Annotated in this window: 17 protein-coding genes; 9 read left to right on the forward strand and 8 right to left on the reverse strand. The window is 72.1% G+C overall.

Translation table 11 applies throughout. From position 1 onward, the window contains the following. The first annotated feature begins 23 nt into the window (after window positions 1-23). Complete coding sequence (locus ACZ5XS_RS31830) at window positions 24-485, forward strand: ATP-binding protein (protein ID WP_468657274.1); 462 nt, start codon at window positions 24-26, stop codon at window positions 483-485. Window positions 486-931: 446 nt separating this feature from the next. Here ACZ5XS_RS31830 and ACZ5XS_RS31835 read toward each other — a convergent pair whose 3' ends face one another. Continuing rightward, a complete protein-coding gene (locus tag ACZ5XS_RS31835; RefSeq protein WP_468657142.1) occupies window positions 932-1,867 on the reverse strand; it encodes a cyclase family protein in 936 nt (311 codons plus the stop codon). Between the two features lie 80 nt (window positions 1,868-1,947). Between ACZ5XS_RS31835 and ACZ5XS_RS31840 the strand changes: the two genes are divergently transcribed. The 3 genes from ACZ5XS_RS31840 (at window position 1,948) to ACZ5XS_RS31850 (ending at window position 5,291) form a co-directional block, all read left to right on the forward strand. Beyond that, entirely contained in the window at window positions 1,948-2,862 is a 915-nt protein-coding gene (locus ACZ5XS_RS31840; RefSeq protein ID WP_468657144.1) for an SDR family oxidoreductase, read from the forward strand. A 186-nt stretch (window positions 2,863-3,048) separates the two neighbouring features. Further along, window positions 3,049-4,227, forward strand: a complete 1,179-nt coding sequence (locus ACZ5XS_RS31845) for an acyl-CoA dehydrogenase family protein (RefSeq protein WP_468657146.1) — start codon at window positions 3,049-3,051, stop codon at window positions 4,225-4,227. Between the two features lie 14 nt (window positions 4,228-4,241). Further along, the gene (locus tag ACZ5XS_RS31850) at window positions 4,242-5,291 is read left to right on the forward strand and encodes a Zn-dependent alcohol dehydrogenase (protein WP_468657148.1); all 1,050 of its coding nucleotides are present in this window, start codon (window positions 4,242-4,244) and stop codon (window positions 5,289-5,291) included. Between the two features lie 52 nt (window positions 5,292-5,343). Here the strand turns inward: ACZ5XS_RS31850 and ACZ5XS_RS31855 are convergent, their stop codons facing one another. Then, window positions 5,344-6,387, reverse strand: a complete 1,044-nt coding sequence (locus tag ACZ5XS_RS31855; RefSeq protein WP_468657150.1) for a GlxA family transcriptional regulator — start codon at window positions 6,385-6,387, stop codon at window positions 5,344-5,346. Window positions 6,388-6,458: 71 nt separating this feature from the next. Here ACZ5XS_RS31855 and ACZ5XS_RS31860 point away from each other — a divergent pair, with 71 nt between their 5' ends. After that, the gene (locus tag ACZ5XS_RS31860) at window positions 6,459-7,763 is read left to right on the forward strand and encodes an MFS transporter (protein WP_468657152.1); all 1,305 of its coding nucleotides are present in this window, start codon (window positions 6,459-6,461) and stop codon (window positions 7,761-7,763) included. Here the strand turns inward: ACZ5XS_RS31860 and ACZ5XS_RS31865 are convergent, their stop codons facing one another. The 4 genes from ACZ5XS_RS31865 to ACZ5XS_RS31880 all read right to left on the reverse strand — a co-directional run bounded on the left by ACZ5XS_RS31865 (window position 7,764) and on the right by ACZ5XS_RS31880 (window position 12,969). Then, a complete protein-coding gene (locus ACZ5XS_RS31865) occupies window positions 7,764-8,360 on the reverse strand; it encodes a flavin reductase family protein (RefSeq protein ID WP_468657154.1) in 597 nt (198 codons plus the stop codon). It lies immediately after the preceding gene. A 62-nt stretch (window positions 8,361-8,422) separates the two neighbouring features. Continuing rightward, window positions 8,423-9,268, reverse strand: coding sequence for an enoyl-CoA hydratase/isomerase family protein (locus ACZ5XS_RS31870; RefSeq protein ID WP_468657156.1), 846 nt, complete (start codon window positions 9,266-9,268; stop codon window positions 8,423-8,425). A gap of 1 nt (window position 9,269) precedes the next feature. Beyond that, entirely contained in the window at window positions 9,270-11,495 is a 2,226-nt protein-coding gene (locus tag ACZ5XS_RS31875) for an acetate--CoA ligase family protein (protein ID WP_468657158.1), read from the reverse strand. 256 nt (window positions 11,496-11,751) lie between these two features. After that, the gene (locus ACZ5XS_RS31880) at window positions 11,752-12,969 is read right to left on the reverse strand and encodes a flavin-containing monooxygenase (RefSeq protein WP_468657160.1); all 1,218 of its coding nucleotides are present in this window, start codon (window positions 12,967-12,969) and stop codon (window positions 11,752-11,754) included. A 608-nt stretch (window positions 12,970-13,577) separates the two neighbouring features. On the opposite strand from ACZ5XS_RS31880, the gene ACZ5XS_RS31885 reads away from it, so the two are divergent. From ACZ5XS_RS31885 to ACZ5XS_RS31900, 4 genes are all read left to right on the forward strand, one after another. Next, window positions 13,578-14,027, forward strand: a complete 450-nt coding sequence (locus ACZ5XS_RS31885; protein ID WP_468657162.1) for a DoxX family protein — start codon at window positions 13,578-13,580, stop codon at window positions 14,025-14,027. Continuing rightward, window positions 14,024-14,431 carry a Zn-ribbon domain-containing OB-fold protein gene (locus tag ACZ5XS_RS31890; RefSeq protein ID WP_468657164.1) on the forward strand — a complete coding sequence of 136 codons (408 nt, stop codon included), beginning with the start codon at window positions 14,024-14,026 and terminating at the stop codon, window positions 14,429-14,431. The genes ACZ5XS_RS31885 and ACZ5XS_RS31890 overlap by 4 nt, the downstream gene beginning before the upstream one ends. 191 nt (window positions 14,432-14,622) lie before the next feature. After that, window positions 14,623-15,228, forward strand: a complete 606-nt coding sequence (locus ACZ5XS_RS31895; protein ID WP_468657166.1) for a GNAT family N-acetyltransferase — start codon at window positions 14,623-14,625, stop codon at window positions 15,226-15,228. 4 nt (window positions 15,229-15,232) lie between these two features. Then, the gene (locus ACZ5XS_RS31900; RefSeq protein ID WP_468657168.1) at window positions 15,233-16,111 is read left to right on the forward strand and encodes a GNAT family N-acetyltransferase; all 879 of its coding nucleotides are present in this window, start codon (window positions 15,233-15,235) and stop codon (window positions 16,109-16,111) included. A gap of 35 nt (window positions 16,112-16,146) precedes the next feature. Here ACZ5XS_RS31900 and ACZ5XS_RS31905 read toward each other — a convergent pair whose 3' ends face one another. Then, the gene (locus tag ACZ5XS_RS31905; protein ID WP_468657170.1) at window positions 16,147-16,812 is read right to left on the reverse strand and encodes a pyridoxine/pyridoxamine 5'-phosphate oxidase; all 666 of its coding nucleotides are present in this window, start codon (window positions 16,810-16,812) and stop codon (window positions 16,147-16,149) included. Window positions 16,813-16,838: 26 nt separating this feature from the next. Continuing rightward, window positions 16,839-17,264 (reverse strand): pyridoxamine 5'-phosphate oxidase family protein, encoded by a 426-nt coding sequence (locus ACZ5XS_RS31910; protein ID WP_468657172.1) that lies wholly within the window; start codon window positions 17,262-17,264, stop codon window positions 16,839-16,841. Window positions 17,265-17,839 lie beyond the last annotated feature (575 nt).

Raw genomic sequence — 17,839 nt, forward strand, 5'->3', positions numbered from 1 at the left:
TGTGAGCGGTGCAGGTGCTTCAAGTGCAGCTGGAGATCCGGCCCGACCCCTCTGAGGTCGGGCGAGCCCGGAGGTGGGCCCGATCGCGCCTCGCCGGGTCCGGCATAGGGGACGACGAGCCGCTCGCGGAGATCCTGATCCTGCTCGTCTCCGAACTGGTCACCAACGCCGTGGTGCACACCGGCTGTCCGGCCGTGCTGCGGCTCTCCCTGCCGCTGCTGGAGGCCGAGCCGGCCACCGTGCGCCTCGAGGTGGCCGACCGCAGCGAGCGTGCCCCGGTGCCGCGGTGCGCGGACGGCGAGGAGACCGGCGGCCGGGGCCTCGCCCTCGTCGACGGGCTCGCCGACCGGTGGGGCTGGAGCCCCGAAGGCGCCGGCAAGCGCATCTGGTGCGAACTGGACCGGTGCGGTGCGCCCCGTCAGGGGGCGACGACCTATGGGGGCGGCGCTTCGGCGTATGAGGGGCTGGCGTTCGAGGCCGTGTGAACCGGCGGACGGTGCACGGCGGACGGTGCACGGCGGACGGTGAACGACGGGCGGTGAACGACGGGCGACGGGCCGAAGCCTCGTCGCATGTCGGCGACTTGGTGCACGGTGGCAGAAAGCGCTGTCGTCCTTGATCTGCGGTGAATCTGTGCGCCGGGACGTGCTTCCGTGCGCGCCCATGACAAGCAGGACGTAAGCGATAAATCCCCGAACAGGTGTTGACGCCACGTGACCGTTTGATCACGCTTGTGCTCAGCGATTCGCCGTGAGGGGACGCCGAGGGTTCCGGTGACGGGAGCCCTCGACGAGTGCGGGTCGTGATTCGGCGTCGGTTCTTTCAGGGCCAGGAGGAACCGGTGGGGAGAGTGCGCCGGAGTCGGTCGGCGGCGCGCGATGCCGTGCTCGGGGCGGGCAGTTGCGCGCCGCCGACCGACGGCCCACGGGACTCAGAGGATGGCGACGGGTGCCACCGGCGTCCCCGTGGCGCCGACGAAGGGTTCGGGCATCGCCGACAGCAGGAACGCGTAACGGCCCGCTTGTCCACAGGCTGTGGACAATTTTTCGAGATTCCAGTTCTGACCCTGCAGCATGCCCATCTCCACGAGGTCGAGCGCGTGTACGGGCAGCCACAGGTCCTCGACCTCCGGCGGGAAGATCTCGAAGGTCAGGGTGTCGTTCGCGACCGCCGCGACATCGCGTGCGTGGAACCACTCGGGGGTGCGGATCGACAGGCCGGGTGACGGATGGCCGTACGCCTGCTTGTCGCCCGCCAGATACACCTGGATCTGCCCCGTCCGCACGAGCACGACGTCACCGGCACGCACGCGCGTACCGGCGAGTTCCTCGGCGGCCTCCAGGTCCTCGGGAGTGACGGCGTGCGCACCGTCGAGCCGCGGCACGCCACGCGCGCGTGCCACGTCGAGCAGCACCCCGCGCGAGACGATGTGCCGTGCCTTGTCGATGCCGCTGAACTCGGCGCCGCCGTGCGGGGTGACGGTGCCGGCCGGGCGGCCGTTGTAGAGCCGCCCCGAGTGCGAGACGTGGGTCAGTGCGTCCCAGTGCGTGGCGGCCTGCAGGCCCATCGTCACGGCGTCGTCGCTGCACGCCACCGTGCCCGGGCCGAAGATCTCCTGGTTGATCTGCACCATGGTGTGCAGCGGGTTGACCCGGCCCGGCATCAGCCCGGTCTGGACGCCGTCCTGTTGGAGAGGCAGCGCGAGGGGGACCCGGAGACCGCTCCGTACGCAGGTCGCGGCCTCGCGGACCACCTCGTCGGTGATCAGGTTGAGGGTGCCGATCTCGTCGTCGTCCCCCCAGCGGCCCCAGTTGTTCACGCGCTTGGCGATGTCGTGAAACGCCGGATGGAGTGCGGGCATGGACATCTCTGCTCCCGGGGCTTGTCTCCACACATCTGACGGGCCATAGAATCTAACGGTCCGTCAGAAATCGGGAAGGGGCCGGCATGGGGAACTTCTTGGCAGGCAAGGTGATCGCCGTGACGGGCGCCGGGCGGGGCATCGGCCGGGCGGTCGCCCTGGGCGCGGCGGCCGAGGGGGCGCGGGTCGTCGTCAACGACTACGGCGTCTCCATGGACGGCGGTTCGCCGGCCAGTGAGATCGCCGAGTCCGTCGTCAAGGAGGTGACGGCGGCGGGCGGCGAAGCGGTCGCCGTGGCCGACGACATCTCGTCGATGGCGGGCGGGCAGCGGGTCGTCGATGCGGCACTGACCTCGTACGGGCGCCTCGACGGGGTCGTGTGCGTCGCCGGGATCCTGCGCGAGCGGATGCTGTTCAACATGTCCGAGGACGAGTGGGATCCGGTGATCGCCACGCACCTCAAGGGCACGTTCACGGTGTTCCGGGCGGCTTCGGCGGTCATGCGGCAGCAGCGGGCGGGCACCTTGATCGGCTTCACCAGCGGCAACCACCAGGGCTCGGTGTCGCAGGCCAACTACAGCGCGGCGAAGGGCGGGGTCATCTCGCTGGTGCGGAGCGCCGCGCTCGGCCTGCACAAGTACGGGGTGACCGCCAACGCGGTGGCGCCCGTGGCCCGTACCCGGATGTCGGCGAACGTTCCCATGGAGCTCACCGAGATCGGTGAGCCCGAGGACGTGGCCGCTCTCGTGGTCTACCTGCTCTCGGATCACGCGAGGGAGCAGGGGATCACGGGGCAGGTGTACACGATCGCCGGCCCGAAGATCGCGGTGTGGGCTCAGCCCCGGGAGCTGCGGTCCGCGTATGCGGAGGGCACGGGGTGGACGCCGGAGCGGATCGCCCAGTTCCTGCCGGGGTCGGTGGGGGTGGATCCGATGCCGATGCTTTCGCAGGTGGCGGGGATGTCACGGGCCGCTGCGCGGGGCGAGAGGCCGAACGCCTAGGGCCTGTCCGGCGGATCAGGTCGCAGGAAATCCGCGGGGCCTCACCTGCGTCGATGAGGCGCCGGACAGGCCCTAGGAGCTCGGGAGGTTCTGGCGGATCGCGGCTGCGGGTTGTCTGTGGCTTGTCGCGCAGTTTCCCCGCACCCCTGGGGGGTTGGAGGCGTCCGGTGCTGAGAGGAGAGCCCTGTGGACTTTGGATTCAGTGGCGAGGACGAGGCGTTCCGGGCGGAGGCGAGGGAGTGGCTCGCGACGCATGTCGACACGTCCCTCGACCGCCGCACCTGGGAGCGGACCCTCGGCAAAGCGGGCTGGATCGGGCTCGGCTGGGCCGAGGGCGGGTACGGCAACCGGACTGTCGGGCTCACCCAGCAGGTTGTCTGGGCCGAGGAGTATGCGCGCTCGGGTGCCCCGCCACGCTCCGGGCACATCGGCGAGAACCTGCTCGCCCCCACCCTTCTCGCGCACGGCACCGAGGAGCAGCGATCCCGGTTCCTGCCCCCGATCGCGGCCGGGGAGGAACTCTGGTGCCAGGGGTACAGCGAGCCCGGCGCGGGGTCGGATCTGGCCGGGGTGCGGACGAAGGCCGAACGGAGCGCGGACGGGACGTACCGCATCACCGGCCAGAAGATCTGGACGTCCCTCGCGCACGAGGCGGACTGGTGCTTCGTCCTCGCCCGCACGGAACCGGGACGTGGCCGGGTTCCCCCGGCCCCGGCAGGAGGTTCGCGGCGCCACCACGGGCTCAGCTTCCTGCTCGTTCCCATGGACCAGCCCGGCCGGATCGACGTGCGGCCCATTCGGCAGCTGACGGGCACGAGCGATTTCAACGAGGTCTTCTTCGACGGGGCACGCGCGCGCGTGGAGCACGTCGTCGGAGGTGAGGGCGGCGGCTGGCGGGTCGCGATGAGCCTGCTCGGGTTCGAGCGGGGGGTCTCGACGCTGGCCCAGCAGATCGGTTTCGCCCAGGAGCTGGGGCGGGTCGTACGGACCGCCGTCGAGTCCGGCGCGGTGGACGACCCCGTCGTACGGGAACGGCTGGTGCGGCAGTGGGCCGAGCTGCGCGTGATGCGCTGGAACGCCCTGCGCACGCTGGGGAGTTCGGGTGACGCGGGCGCGCCCAGTGTGGCCAAGCTGCTGTGGGGCGGCTGGCATCAGCGGCTCGGGGAGCTGGCGATGCTGGTGCGGGGCGCGGCGGGGACGGTCGGGCCGGCCCCGTGGTCGGCTTCGGCGCCGTACGAACTCGACGCACCGCAGCACCTGTTCCTGTTCTCCCGGGCCGACACGATCTACGGCGGCTCCGACCAGATCCAGCGCACGATCATCGCCGAGCGCGTGCTCGGTCTGCCGAGGGAACCCAAGGGCTGACAGGGGGCTGCGTGATGCGAGGCGTGGTGTTCGACGGAACGCGGATCGAGGTCGTGGACGATCTCGACGTACGGGATCCGGGGCCCGGGGAGGTGCTGGTCGCGATCTCGGCGGCGGGCCTGTGCCACAGCGATCTGTCGGTGGCGGACGGGACCATACCCTTCCCCGTTCCCGTGGTGCTCGGCCATGAGGGGGCGGGGGTGGTGGAGGCCGTCGGGGCCGGTGTCACGCATGTGGCGCCCGGGGATCACGTGGCCCTGTCGACGCTGGCCAACTGCGGTGCGTGCGCGGAGTGCGACCGGGGGCGGCCGACGATGTGCCGGCAGGCCATCGGGCGGCCGGGACGGCCGTTCACGCGGGGCGGGCGGCCGGTGTTCCAGTTCGCGTCCAACTCCGCCTTCGCGGAACGGACCCTCGTGAAGGCCGTGCAGGCGGTGCGCATCCCGAAGGACATCCCGTCGACGTCCGCGGCACTCATCGGGTGCGGGGTGCTGACCGGCGTGGGCGCCGTGCTCAACCGGGCCGAGGTGGACCGCGGGGACAGCGTGCTGGTGATCGGCACGGGCGGCATCGGGCTGAACGTCCTCCAGGGCGCGCGGATCGCGGGCGCCCTGCGGATCGTCGCCGTCGACGCGAACCCGGCGAAGGAGGCGGTGGCGCGGCGGTTCGGCGCCACCCACTTCCTGACCTCGACGGACGGAGTCCGGGACATCCTGCCGACGGGGGCGGACCACGCCTTCGAGTGCGTCGGCCGCGTCGAGCTGATCCGGCAGGCGATCGACCTGTTGGACCGCCATGGCCAGGCGGTGCTGCTCGGCGTCCCCCCGGCCACGGCCGAGGCGTCCTTCCTCGTCTCGTCCATGTACCTGGACAAGTCGATCCTGGGCTGCCGGTACGGATCCGCGCGACCGCAGCGGGACATCGCGCTGTACGCCGAGCTCTACCGGGAAGGACGGCTGCTCCTCGACGAGCTGGTGACCGAGACGTACCCGGTGGAGGACTTCGAGAAGGCGGTGGCGGACGCGGAGGCGGGGAGGGTGGCTCGGGGGGTGCTGACGTTCTGAGCCGCTGACGTTCTGAGCCCATGGTGGGCTGAGGGGCGCCGCCCCCGGCCGTTCACCGAAGGCTGCCGACACCGCCGTGGCCCTCGGGCTCGCCGATGCGGGTCCCTCCGCTCCCGGCCCGGAAGGTGCGGCGATATGCGGTGGGGGTGACGCCGAGGGCCGTCTGTAGGTGCTGGCGCATCGACTGGGCGGTGCCGAAGCCCGCGTCCCGGGCGACCTGGTCGATGGAGAGGTCGGTGGACTCCAGGAGGTGCCGGGCCCGTTCCACCCGCTGCTGGGTGAGCCACTGGCCGGGGCTGATGCCGACCTCCTCGCGGAAGCGGCGCGTGAAGGTGCGCACCGACATGGCCTCCTGCTCGGCCATGTCCCGCAGCTGGATCGGCTCGTGGAGGCGGCCCAGCGCCCAGGCGCGGGCGGCGGTCGTGGTCGCCAGCTGCGGGTCGGCCACGGGGCGGTGGATGTACTGCGCCTGTCCGCCGTCGCGGTGCGGCGGTACGACGGTACGGCGGGCCACCTCGTTGGCGACCGCCGTGCCGTGGTCGCGGCGCACCATGTGCAGGCACAGGTCGATTCCGGCCGCGACGCCCGCCGAGGTCAGGATGTCGCCGTCGTCGACGAACAGGACGTCCGCGTCGACGTTGACACGGGGGAAGAGGCGCTGGAGGTGCTCGGCCTCCGCCCAGTGCGTGGTGGCGGGCCGGCCGTCGAGGAGGCCGGCGGCGGCCAGGACGTAGACGCCGGTGCAGATGGAGGCGAGACGGGTGCCGGGGCGGATGTGGGCGAGTGCGGCGGCCAGTTCGTCGGTCAGCACGCCCTCCTCGAAGACCGGGCCGAGTTCGTACGACGCCGGGATGATCACGGTGTCGGCGGTGGCCAGGGTCTCCGGGCCGTGGGCGACCTGGATCGCGAAGTCGGCGTCGGTCTCTACGGGGCCGGGCGGGCGGACCGAGCAGGTGACGACTTCGTACAGGTGTCGGCGCTCGGCGTCCCTGGGGCGGCCGAAGATGCGGTGCGGGATGCCCAGTTCGAAGGGGAGCAGGCCGTCGAGGGCGAGGACGACGACGCGGTGGGGACGGAAGCCCTGAGCCGTTTCCATGGCCCGATCCTAGTGAATGATGTCCTTCGGGCCACTCGATCGGAGGGAGGTCGGAAAGGAAGCTCTATGTCGTGACCCAGACAACCGAAGCCGCGGTAGAGGCGGCCCGCGCCGGAAAGAAGCCGACCCGCATCCACAGGGCGTGGTTCGTCGCCGCCGTCACCTTCGTGACGATCATCGGCGCCGCCGCCTTCCGTTCCCTGCCCGGCCTGCTCTTCGAGCCGCTGAACGAGGACTTCGGCTGGTCGCGCGGCACGGTCGGCGCGGCGGTCTCCGTCAACCTCGCGCTGTACGGGCTCACCGCGCCCTTCGCTGCGGCGCTGATGGACCGCTTCGGCATCCGACGGGTCGTCGCCGTGGCACTGACGGTCATCGCGATCGGGTCCGGCCTGACCGTGTGGATGACGGCGGCCTGGCAGCTGCTGCTGTGCTGGGGTCTGCTGGTCGGCCTGGGCTCCGGCTCGATGGCGCTGGCCTTCGCGGCGACGGTCACCAACCGCTGGTTCAGCGAACGCCGCGGCCTGGTCACCGGCATCCTCACCGCCGCCTCGGCCTCCGGCCAGCTGATCTTCCTGCCGGTGCTGTCCTGGATGGTCGAGACGCACAGCTGGCGCCCGGCGGCCGTCACGGTGTCGCTGGCCGCCCTCGCGGTCGTCCCCTTCGTGTGGTTGCTGCTGCGTGACCACCCGGCCGACGTGGGCCTGAAGCCGTACGGCGCCCAGGAGTTCGTGCCGAAGCCGGAGCCGGTCCCCGGAGCCGCCCGGCGTGCGGTCACCGTGCTGTGGAAGGCCGCCCGGACCGGCCCCTTCTGGCTGCTGGCCGGTACCTTCGCGATCTGCGGCGCCTCCACCAACGGCCTGATCCAGACCCACTTCGTGCCCGCCGCCCACGACCACCACATGCCCGTCACGGCGGCGGCCTCGCTGCTCGCGGTCATCGGCGTGTTCGACGTCGTCGGCACGATCGCCTCCGGCTGGTTCACCGACCGCTTCGAACCGCGCCGACTGCTCGCGGTGTACTACGCGCTCAGGGGTGTCTCGCTGCTCTTCCTCCCGATGCTGCTGGCCCCGTCGGTCCACCCGCCGATGCTCTTCTTCATCGTCTTTTACGGCCTCGACTGGGTCGCCACCGTCCCGCCCACCGTGGCCCTGTGCCGGGAGCACTTCGGCGACGACAGCGCGATCGTCTTCGGCTGGGTCCTCGCCTCCCACCAGGTCGGTGCCGCGCTCGTGGCTTTCCTCGGGGGCGTCGTACGTGACGTCTTCGGCGAGTACGACATGGTCTGGTACGCGTCGGGGGCGCTGTGCGCGGCGGCGGCGCTGATGGCGCTGGTGATCCGGCGGCCGGTGGTGGCTCCTGCGCAGGTGGCGGCCTAGCTAGAGGAAGCGTCCCTTGTGGAACAGCAGGGGCGACTCGTCCTCGTCGGTCTCCCCCAGCGCCTCCACCCGCCCCACCACGATCAGGTGGTCCCCGCCCGTGTGCACCGCGTGGATCGTGCAGTCGATCCACGCGAGCGTGTCCGCGAGGCGGGGGGAGCCGGAGACGGGGGACGCGTCGTGTGCGACGCCGGCGAACTTGTCCGCGCCGCTCACCGCGAAACCGCGGCAGAGCCCGGCCTGGTGGGCGCCCAGGACGTTGACGCAGAAGACGCCGGCGCGGGCTATGCGCGGCCACGTCGTGGACGTACGGCCGACCATGAAGGCGACGAGGGGCGGGTCGAGGGAAAGGGAGGAGAAGGACTGGCAGGCGAAGCCGGCGGGTGCGGACTCGCCGTCGGCGGCGGGTGCGGTGACAACGGTCACTCCGGTCGCGAAGTTCCCCAGCACACGCCGGAACTCGGCGGGGTCGAGGGGCGGTCGTTCGTCCTCGCCGACGCAGCGCAACTCCGGGCGCGGCAACGGCTCCACGGGTTCCGGGCGGGGCCCGGACCTGAGGTAGCGGACGGCTGCGGCGGCCATTCCTGCGTGTCCCATCACATCCACCATTGAAGCTGACGGCTCGTCAGATTGGAAGGCGCGGGCGGGGGTGGAGGCGCTCACCGGCCGCGGTACTCGGGCTTCCTGCGCTCCACGAAACTCGCCACGCCCTCCCGCGCGTCCGCCGTCGTCATGTTGATCTCCTGCGCGGCGGCCTCCGCGGCGAAGGCGGTCGTGCGGTCGGAGTCCAGGGAGGCGTTGACCAGCTGCTTGGTGAGCGCGAGGGCGCGGGTGGGGGCGTTGGCGAGACGTTCGGACCACTCGCGGGCCGTCTTGTCCAACTCCCCGTCCGTCACGACCCGGTTGACCAGGCCGAGCCGTTCCGCGTCCGGCGCGGTCAGCGCGTCGCCGAAGAACATCAGCTCCTTCGCGCGCCGCGGGCCGATCAGGCGGGGGAGGAGGTAGGCGCCGCCGCCGTCCGGGACCAGCCCGCGTCGTACGAACACCTCGATGAACCTGGCGGACTCCGCGGCGAGTACGAGGTCGCAGGCGAACGCGAGATGGGCGCCGAGGCCGGCCGCCGTGCCGTTGACGGCGGCGATGACCGGCTTCTCGCAGTCGAGGACGGCGGCGACGAGGCGCTGGGCGCCGAGACGGATGGTGCGGGCCACGTCACCGGCGACGCGGTCGTCCGCCGGTGGTCCGCCGCGCAGATCCGCGCCCGCGCAGAAGCCACGGCCGGTTCCGGTGAGGACGACGGCCCGTACGGCAGGGTCGGCGGAGGCCTCCCACAGTAGCCGGATGACGCGTTCGCGCAGGTCAGGGGTGAGAGCGTTGAGGGTTTCGGGGCGGTTGAGCGTGATGCGGCAGACCTGATTGTCAGTGGCGTGCTGTACCAATGACTCGGCGGATTTTTCCGTCTCCGAGGCATTCGCGTACGTACGGGGGGAATCAGGCGTGTTCATTTCAGTTGCACACCACCAGCGCGTCCAGCGCCACCGCGCCCTGCCCCTGCGGCAGCACCATCAGCGGGTTGATGTCGAGCTCCGCGAGCTGGTCCCCGAGTTCCAGGGCCATGCGCTGCACACGCAGGACGACTTCGACGAGCGCGTCGAGGTCCGCCGGGGGGCGCCCCCTGACCCCGTCGAGGAGGGCCCGCCCCCGCAGTTCGTCGCACATGTCCCGCGCCTGCCGCTCGCCGAAGGGCGGCACGCGTACGGCCACGTCCCGCAGTACCTCGACGAGCACACCGCCGAGCCCGACCGTCACCGTCGGCCCGAACAGCTGGTCGTGCGTGACGCCGACGACCATCTCGACGCCCCGCTCGACCATCTGGCAGACGAGGACGCCGTCCAGGGAGGCGTCCTCGTAGCGGGCGATGTCGGTCAGCTCCCGGTAGGCGTCCCGGACCTGGCTGGCCGAGGTCAGGCCGATCTTCACCAGGCCGAGCTCGGTCTTGTGGGCGATCCGCGCGCCGGACGCCTTCATCACCACCGGGTAGCCCACCAGCCCGGCCGCGCGTACGGCCGCCGCCGCGCTGGTCACCAACTGCTCGCGCGGTACGCGGATTCCGTACGCCCGCAGCAACTGCTTCGCCGCGTGCTCGCTCAGCTGCTGGCCGGGGCGCATCAGCTCGCGCGCCTTGCGGAAGGACGGCGAGGGGGTGCGGGGCGCCGAGTCGAAGGGCGAGCGGTAGCCGGTCACGAAGCGGTGGTGGTCGAGGTGGGCGCGGACGGCGGTGAGGCAGTTCGCGACCGTACGGAAGGTGGCCACCCGGGACGAGCCGAGCAGCACCTCGCGGTACGCCGGCTCGGTGCCGACCGGCGACCCCCACACCACGCACACCAGTTTGTCCGTCGACTCGGCCGCGTCCACCAGGTCCTGGACGAGCCTGTCGCTCAGTGGCGGGAAGGGCCCGGTGATCGGGCAGATCAGGACACCGACCTCCGGATCGTCGAGGATCGCGTCGATGATCTTCCGGCCCCGCTCGTCACCGACCGGGTGCCCGCCGTTGTCGACGGGGTTGGACACGTTCAGGTACTCGGGTATCCACTGGTGGAGTTCGGCCTGCCTGGCGCCCGACAGTTCCGGCAGCCGCAGTCCCGCCTCGGTCGCCAGGTCGGCGACGTGCGCGCCCGTGCCGCCCGAGATCGAATACACGACGACACCGTCGGCGCGGGGCGGCCGGGCACGGGCCAGCAGGGTCGCGGTGTCCTGTAGTTCGTCGAGGCCGTCGACCCGGATCACCCCGTACTGCCGCATCGCCGCGTCCACCACCGTGTCCGCGCCGGTCAGTTTGCCGGTGTGGGAGGCGGCCGTGCGGGCGCCGGTCTCGGTGCGGCCCACCTTGACCGCGACGACCGGCACCCCGCGCCGGGCGGCCCGGTCGGCGGCGAGCAGGAAGGAGCGGCCGTCCTTCAGCCCCTCGACGTAGCAGGCGATGGCGCCGACCTCGGGCTGCTCGGCGAAGTAGGAGAGGAAGTCGGAGGTCTCCAGGTCGGCCTCGTTGCCGGTGGGCGCCCAGTGGGAGAGGCGGATGCCGAGTTCCTGGAGGGCGAAGACGGGGCGGCCCTGGTGGCCGGACTGGGTGATCAGCGCGATCGCCGGACCGTCCAGGTCGTCCCGGAATTGCTCGAAGGCGTTGAGGTTCGTGTTGGGCCCCAACAGCCGTATCCCGGACCGGCGCACGGCCGCGGCGAGGCGGGTCTGCGCGGCGGCACCCTCCTCGCCGGTCTCCGCGAACCCGGAGGCGAAGACGACCGCGAACCTCACCTTGGTCTCGGCGAGTTCCTCGATCACGGGAAGCGGGTCGGCGACCAGCAGCACGGCGAGATCGACCTGTTCGGGCAGGTCGGCGACGGAAGGGGAACAGGGGATGCCGAAGACGGCCGGGCGGGTGGGGTGCACGGGATGCAGTCGTGCCCCGACGCGTTCGGACCAGGCGAGCAGTTGGCGGGTGACGCCGGTGTTCGGGCGGCCCTCCGTGTCCGAGGCGCCGACGACCGCGACGGACCCGGGGTGGAAGAAACGGTCCAGATCGGGGACCGTGGAGTACAGCGGCCGTCCGCTGACGTCGAGATCGTCGACCTCGGCGGGCCGGCCGTGCACGGCGGGGCCGGGTTGCTCGCCGCAGGCGATGACCCGGGCTCCGCGGGAGTCGGTGGTGAGGGTGCCGTGGGTTGATCCAAGCATCGGTCCGCCCGCTCCTGTGTGACAGCGAAATAACTGACGCAGTGTCAGATTATCGAACTGACGCTCCGTCAGGAATGGCCGTGCAGGCAAAGTTGGCGGATCTGGGCGCCGCCCTCGTCGCCCGTAGGTTCTCGCCGGTACATGGCGGCGGGGCGAAGGTGACGTTTTTTACGCCACCCGGAGACGTCTACTACGTCTCCGGGGGGCGTCTACTGCGTCCCCGGGGGCCTTTTGCCTACGTCCCGGGAGGCGTCTTCTACGTCACCGGGAGACGGGACGCCTGCCGCGTTCTGTCCTTGGCGACGGCCTTCGCGATCTTCTCCGCGTCGATGGCCAGCTCGCGGAGCATGCCGCTGATGGGGTTGGTGAAGCCGGTGAAGTAGAGGCCGGGCGCGTTGTCGGGGGTGCGGGCACCGTGCACGACCGGCCTGCCGCGGGCGTCGAGGACGTCGAGGTGGCCGACCAGGCCCTCCAGGGCGCGGGCGTAACCGGTGGCCGCGATCACCGCGTCCGGCTCGACGCGGGTGCCGTCGGCGAGGACGGCCTTGCCGTCGTCGAAGGCCTCGACGGCGGCCACGACCTCGACCCTGCCCTTGCGGACGGCGTCGATCAGGCCGACGTCCTGGACGGGGATCGAGCCCTCGTTGACGCGGGAGTACAGGCCGGTGTCGGGACGGGGCAGGCCGTGCGCGGACAGGTCGGGCACGCTGAGCCTGCCCACCGGTCCCGCGAGCCGGTCGACGAGGGACACCGGCAGGTGCCGTACGAGCACGCCCGTGTACTGCGAGGCCCAGCCGGCCGTCGAGCGGCGCAGGATGTGCGGGACGGTGCGCACGGACAGCCGGACCCGCGAGGCGCCGCCCTCCACCAGGTCGACGGCGATCTCGGCGCCGGTGTTGCCGACCCCGACGACGAGGACGTCACGGCCGGCGTAGGGCTCGGGGTTGCGGTAGTCGCCGGCGTGCAGGAGCTCGCCGGTGTACGTGTCGCGGCCCGGCCAGTCCGGGATGCGCGGGGTGTGGTTGTAGCCGGTGGCGACGACCACCGCGGCGCCGGTCAGCTCCCGGCCGCCGGTGGCGTGCAGCAGCCAGCCGGTGCCGTCGGGGGAGCGCTCGATGCGGGAGACCTCGACGCCGGTGACGATCTCCAGCTCGTGGTACTCGGCGTACTTCTCCAGGTACCGCACCACGTCGTCCCGGGAGACCCAGCGTCCGAACCGGCGCGGCATCGCCAGCCCGGGCAGGTCCGACAGCCGGCGGGTGGTGTGCAGGTGCAGCCGGTCGTAGTGGCGCCGCCAGGACGCTCCGACCTGGTCGGACTTCTCCAGCACGACCGCGCGCAGTCCCTTGGTGCGCAGTGCGTACGCGGCGGCGAGTCCGCCCGGGCCGCCGCCGATGACGTACACGGGACGGTCTGCCTGGTTCGGCTCCGCGGGACTCGCGGAGGCGGGAGAGGACGCTGTGGGGTCGGCCATGTGCGCGAGCGTAATCACATGCCGGGTTGATGGGTCTCGGTCAAGACCGGAATCGGTTGCGGATTGATCACGGCTGTAGAGGGAGTGGGTGGGACCGGTGGCGTGGAGCGCGTGGTTGTGCAGGACTCGGGACAGGTCGCGACGCCGAGCCCGGAGGGTGCGGTGGGCTCGGCGTCGCGGGCGGCGGCCGGAGTCATGACGGGAAACCGGGGCCGCGTTCGGGGGCGGGGGACGGTCGCGTCCCGCTTCGTGGTGTAAGCGACCTTGCTCGACGCGTTCCGGTAAGCCGCGCGTCGGCCACCCCACCGGACACGGCGCCCGGATCGCACAGCGGCTGACCAGCCGTCAGACCATGCGCGGCCCCGAACCGCGCCGATGACCTGCGGATTCCGGCGCCTTGATCCGCTACACCACTTGGCGGGACGCCACCGCGGGGACTGCTTCGGGGCTACTTCGAGGACTCCTACGGGGCTTGCCGACAATCCGGCCCCATTCATGGGGGCCCACAGCTTCCAAGGGGACGCACAGGCTTCTCGGGTGGCGTGGAGCCTGTCCTCCCGGCCGACGCGGGGTTCCCGGAGAGGGTTAGCTGACGTACCGTCAGATTCATGGATTCGATCTGGCTCACCGGTGCGCAGTGGCTGGCCGTGCTGCGCATAGGGCTCGGGTTGTGGTGGCTGGAGAGCTGGCGGCACAAGGACAAGAAGGCCTGGTTCGAGGGCGCCGGGATCGCCTGGGCCGCGGACGTGGCGGCGAAGCACCGGTGGAACGCGGTGCGCAGCGGCTTCGGCGTCGTCGTCACGCCGTACCCGAAGGCCATGGCGTACGTCGTCGTGTATGCGGAGCTCGCCCTCGGCCTCGGGCTGATCCTCGGCTTCCTGACCCCTGTCGCCCTGGTCGGCGGACTGCTGCTGAATCTGCTCTACCTCGTGCTGATGATCCACGACTGGGCCGAGCAGGGGCAGAACTCGATGATGGCGCTGATCTCGGTGGTGGCCCTGTTCGGGATGTCGTGGCAGACGTGGTCGGTGGACAGCGCGCTGGGGTTGTTCCCGTGAGCGCGCGGTACGACGTCCCCGAGGCGGACGCCTTCACCCGGACGTACTGGGACGCGGCGGCACAGGGGCGGCTGCTGATCCGGCGCTGCGGGGCGTGCGGACGGCCCCATCACTACCCGCGCGAGTTCTGCCCGCACTGCTGGAGTGAGGACGTGGACTGGGAGCGGGCGAGCGGCAGGGCCGCGCTCTACACCTGGTCCGTCGTCCACCGCAACGATCTGCCGCCCTTCGCCGCGCGCACTCCGTACGTCGCCGCCGTCGTCGACCTCACCGAGGGCCCGCGGATGATGACGGAGATCGTGCGGTGCCCGCCCGACCGGCTGCGGGCCGGGATGGAACTGGAGGTCGCCTTCCGGGAGGGGATGCCGGTGTTCCGGCCGGTCGGGTTCGGGGGGAGTGTGTGAGGTCGGGAGCCTCTGCGGTTCCGGGCGCACAGGTGACCCCGAGCGGCTTCGGCGGGTCCGGAACGCATGCGTGAGTCCGGTTCGCCGGGTGCACGTCGCGCGACCGAGGCCGGGCGGCTTCGGCTTGCCGTGGACGCACCGATGATCCCGAGCGGCTTCGGCGGGGCACGTCGAGAGGCTTCAATGGGCCGATGACCCACGTCGACGACCAGCCCGGCAGCCACACCCGCCCCTGCCCCGACCTGCACGGCCCCGGCATACGCCTGCGCCCCTGGGACCCCCGGTCCGAGGCCGACGTCGCGGCCTGGCTGCGCGGCACCACGGAAGCGGAGTTCCGGCGCTGGAACACACCGCTCAGGCCGGTCACCGACCTCGAAGGCGCCCGTGAGTCACTGCGCTCAAGGGCCGTACAGGCGGTGGAGGGCGTCTCGGTGTCGTACTGCGTGACGGACGCAGAGACCGGTACGACCCTGGGGCACATCGGTGTCAACGCGATCGACCACGACCTGCGCCTCGCCCGCGTCGGCTACTGGGTCCTCCCCGAGGCCCGCGGCCGTCGCGTCGCCACCGGCGCGCTCGCTCTCACCGCCCGCTGGGCGCTCACCGACCTCGGCCTGCACCGCCTCGAACTCGGCCACGCCGCCGGCCACGAGGCCTCCTGCCGGGTCGCCGAGCGGTGCGGGTTCCGCTACGAGGGCACGCTGCGGGACGCGATGTTCGAGGCGGGCCGCGTGGACGCCTTCCGGGACGTACACCTGCACGCACGCCTGGCGACGGACCCCGAGCCGGAGGCGTAGCGCGATGCGATCCGACGACCGGCCCGGCGCCGCGGGCACCTGGCACCGCACCGAAGACCTCGACCGCTTCCTCACCGGCGCTGGAGCCTTCCTGCGCTCCCGGCCCGCCCTGCACACGGTAGCGCTGACGGTGACCGAGAAGCTCCGCACCCGCGGCCCGCTCGCCTACGCCGACGAGCGCCCCGTGTTCGGCCTGCTGGAGCGGGACGGGGCCGTACGGGCCACCTACTTCCAGACCCCTCCTCACCGGTTGAGCCTCACCGCCCTCACCGCGGAGGACGCCGACTCCCTCGCCGCACACCTGGCCGGACTCGGCCGACCGGTCCCCGGCGTCGGCGCGGACCGTGAGACCGCCGCCGCCTTCGCCGCGGCCTGGCAGACCCGCACGGGAGCCCGCGCCGCGCTCCGGCAGCGGCAACGGCTGTACAGCCTCGGCACGCTGACCGTGCCGGAGCCGGCCCCTGCGGGGCGGGCACGGGTCGCCGGGGAAGGCGACCGGGCCCACCTCGTCCGCTGGAAGGGCGAGTTCACCGAGGCGATCGGCGCGAGCGTCGCGTCGAACGCCGAAGCCTGGGCCGACGCCCGCATCGCCTCCGGCGGCATCACCTTCTGGGAGACCCCGGACGGCACCCCCGTCTCCATGGCCGGGGTCACTCCGCCGGTCGCCGGCCAGGTCCGGGTCGCTCCCGTCTACACCCCGGCCCACCTGCGCGGCCGCGGCTACGCGGGGGCCGTCACCGCCGAGATCAGCCGGGCCGCTCGGGACGCCGGCGCGGACGAGGTACTGCTCTTCACGGACCTGGCCACCCCGACCAGCAACGCGCTGTACCGGCGGATCGGGTACCGGCCGGTGGCCGACTTCGCGGTGTACGCGTTCTCGTAGCGGTTCTCGGAACACGAATTGCCGGAGTAGGCCCGTCAGGGCCAGAGCAGTTCCCTCGCCCAGGTGTCCTCTTCACGCCGGTACACCAGCCGTACGTGCTGCCGTCGAACGTCGCCCTGGAAGAACTCCACCTCCTGCGGCCGGAGGCGGTACAGCGTCCAGGACGGCACCGGGGCCTCCGGTTCGCCCTGCGCCCGTTCCCAGGCGGCCTGCGAGACCTGCGCCAGCTCGTCGAGGGAGGTGAGGACGTCGCTCTGCCGTCCGGTGAGGGCAGCGGCCAGCGCGCCGGTGGAGCGGGCGTGCAGATCCGCCTGGCCCTCCCCGGACGGGGCAGCCGTGACCGGGCCGCGGATGCGCACCTGGCGGCCGTGGACCGGCCAGTAGAAGCCGAGCGCGGCGTACGGGCGGGCGGTCAGCTGCGTGCCCTTGCGGCTGGTGACGTGGGTCGCGAAGGACCAGCCGTCCGCGTCGGCGCCGTGCAGCATCACGGTCCGTACGTCCGGCCGGCCCTCCGCGTCCGACGTGGCGAGGGCCATGGTGTGCGGCTCGGCCTGTCCGGCCGCCACCACGTCGGCGAACCACGTGGTGAACAGGGGGAGGGGGTCGGCGGGGGCGGTGGTCGGGTCGAAGGCCGGCAGTGTGGTGACCTCCGGGTCCCACACCCGCAGCGACCTCAGCAGTTCGTGAAGATCTGTTCCCATCCCCCGATTGTCGTGCCTGCGGTGCCTCAGACCGTACCGAGGTCCGACGACACCCAGCGCTCGGGCCGCATCCGGATCACGACCTGCTCGCCGTGTTCCTTCCAGGCCACGTCGACGTACCCGTCCACCTTGTCGGCCGGGAGGTAGCGCGCGGAGATCTCCCGGAGCTGCTCGATGGTGGCGGGGGCCGTGTCGATGACCGGACCTTCGACCGACACGTACCGGATGGTGGGTTCCAGCCGGTCGACCATGAGTGTGAACCGGCCCGCCGCCCGGATCAGCTCGTTCTTGCGGGAGTCGAGCGCCGTCATGATCCACACCGTGCCGTCGGGCTCGTACTGGTACCAGATCGGCACGGTCAGCGGAGCGCGTCCCGCTCCCGCGTCGACCGCGAGGGCGGCGATGTGCGGCTCGGCCAGGAACTTCTCACGTTCATCGCGGGTCAGGGCCATGCGAACTCCTCCGGCGGCTCGGGCGTCATCGTCCTGTGTTAGCCCAACGCCGGTCGGCGTGGCCTCTGTTCCCGCCCGGCAGGGTCTTCGCCGACCGTCAGGTGGGGTTTCCGCCGACCGTCCGGCGGGTCCTTCGCCGACCGTCCGGCAGGGGCCTTCGCCGAGCGTCCAACGGGGCCTTCGTCAACCGTCCGGCGGGGCCTTCGCCAACCGCCTGGCGGGGCCTTCGCCAACCGCCTGGCGGGACCCCACCGACCGCCTGGCGGGGCCTTCGCCGACCGTCCGGCGGGACCCCGCCAACCGCCTGTCGGGACCCCCACCAACCGCCCGAAGGAGCCGGACAACCGCCTGGCGGGACCCCGCCAACCGCCTGGCGGGGCCTTCGCCGACCGCCCGGCGGGACCCCACCGACCGCCCGGCGGGACCCCGCCATCCGCCCGGCGGGACCCCGCCATCCGCCTGGCGGGACCCCCACCAACCGCCCGAAGGAGCCGGACAACCGCCTGGCGGGACCCCGCCAACCGCCCGAAGGAGCCGGACAACCGCCTGGCGGGACCCCGCCAACCGCCCGNAGG

The organism is Streptomyces sp. NPDC033131 (genome assembly GCF_055578365.1).